This window comes from uncultured Streptomyces sp. (genome assembly GCF_947488945.1).
Taxonomy (GTDB): Bacteria; Actinomycetota; Actinomycetes; order Streptomycetales; family Streptomycetaceae; genus Streptomyces.
The window spans coordinates 1-1,787 of the sequence record NZ_CANLBS010000061.1 but is presented as its reverse complement, the minus strand read 5'-3'; the positions used below and the strand labels follow the sequence as shown (position 1 = coordinate 1,787).

Here is a 1,787-nt window from a genome sequence, read left to right as displayed (position 1 = left end):
CTGCATCTGCATGAGCTGACGGCGGGGATGGATCTGTCGGCGTTCGTGCTGTTCTCGTCGGTGGCCGCGCTGATCGGAAGTCCGGGACAGGGCAACTACGCGGCGGCCAACGCGGTTCTCGACGCTCTTGCGGCACACCGCAGGGCTCAGGGTCTGCCGGCAACCTCGCTGGCGTGGGGGCTGTGGGCCGAGGAGCGGAGCATGGCCGGGAGCCTGGATGAGGGCAGTGTGGCCAGGTGGGCTCGGATGGGGATCGGGGCGTTGCCGAACGGGCTTGGTCTGGAGCTGTTCGACCGGGCCCAGGGCCAGGACGATTCGCTGATCGTGCCGGTGCTGTTGGAGCAGGGTGCGCTGCGTGCGCAGGCGCGGTCGGGGATGCTCCCGGCGCTGCTGAGCGGGCTGGTGCGGGTGCCCGCCCGCCGTGCGCAGAGCACGGGCGGCTCGCTGGCTGAGCGTTTGGTGGGTGTGTCGGAGTCTGATCGTGAGCGGGTGGTTCTGGAGCTGGTTCAGGCCCAGGTGGCCGCGGTGCTCGGTCATGCCACGTCCGCCGCGGTGGTGCCGGACCGTGCGTTCAAGGAGATGGGCTTGGACTCTCTCGCCGCAGTCGAGCTGCGTAACCGGCTGACGCAGACAAGCGGGGTGCGGCTGCCCTCGACGTTGGTCTTCGACCATCCGACACCGGACGGGGTCGTGGCTTTCCTCCTGGCAGAGGTCGGTGGAGCGGCGGAGAAACGTCCCTCACCGCTCGAGGAAGAGCTGCAGAAGATCGAGGCGCTGCTGGTCCAGGTGGCAGGCGACGAGGGACAACTCGCCACGTACGAGCCACGACTACGCGCCTTCAGCAACCGGCTGTGGTCCGTGCTCGGCGGACCGGCAGGCCAGAACGACGCCGTGGACGAAGACCCCGATGCCTTCCTCGACGGGGTGTCGGACGAAGAGATGTTTGAGTTGATCGACAAGGAGCTCGGATCGTGACCCAGGGTGCAGAGGACCAGCGGAGTAGCTCGATGACGGACGAGCACAAGCTCCGCCTGTATCTGAAGAAGGTTACGGGGGAGCTGCGCACGGCGAACCGTCGCGTGCGCGAGCTGGAGCAGCGCGATCTTGAGCCCCTTGCGATTGTGGGGATGAGCTGCCGGTATCCGGGTGGGGTGTCTTCGCCTGCCGAGTTGTGGGAGCTGGTGTCGCAGGGGCGGGATGCGGTGTCGCCGCTTCCGGACGACCGTGGCTGGGACCTGGAGCGTCTCTACAACCCCGACCCGGAGCAGGTCCGCAGCGTCTACGCCAGTGGCGGCGGTTTCGTTGAGGGTGTTGCTGATTTTGATGCGGGGTTCTTCGGGATCAGTCCGCGTGAGGCGTTGGCGATCGATCCGCAGCAGCGCTTGATGCTGGAGGCGGCCTGGGAGGCCGTCGAGGATGCGGGCATCGACCCGACGTCCCTGCGCGGCAGCGACACCGGTGTCTTCTGCGGTGCCCTGACCGCCGACTACGGCGGCCGTATGCCTCCGGAGCTGGAGGGCTTCCGGCTCACGGGTACCACGACCAGCGTCCTCTCCGGGCGGGTCGCCTACACGCTGGGTCTTGAAGGTCCCGCCGTCACGGTGGACACCGCGTGTTCGTCGTCGCTGGTCGCTCTCCACCTCGCCACACAGGCCCTGCGGTCCGGCGAGTGCTCCATGGCCCTGGCCGGCGGTGTGACGGTGATGGCGAGTCCGTTCCTGTTGACGGAGTTCAGTCGTCAGCGTGGTCTTGCTCCGGATGGTCGGTGCAAGTCGTATGCGGCGGGT

Annotated in this window: 2 protein-coding genes; both read left to right on the top strand. The window is 67.8% G+C overall.

From position 1 onward, the window contains the following. Positions 1-975: KR domain-containing protein (locus tag Q0994_RS33810; protein WP_299542551.1), on the top strand; the 975-nt coding region annotated here is incomplete at its 5' end. Positions 976-1,007: 32 nt separating this feature from the next. Continuing rightward, positions 1,008-1,787: beta-ketoacyl synthase N-terminal-like domain-containing protein (locus Q0994_RS33805; RefSeq protein ID WP_299542548.1), on the top strand; the 780-nt coding region annotated here is incomplete at its 3' end.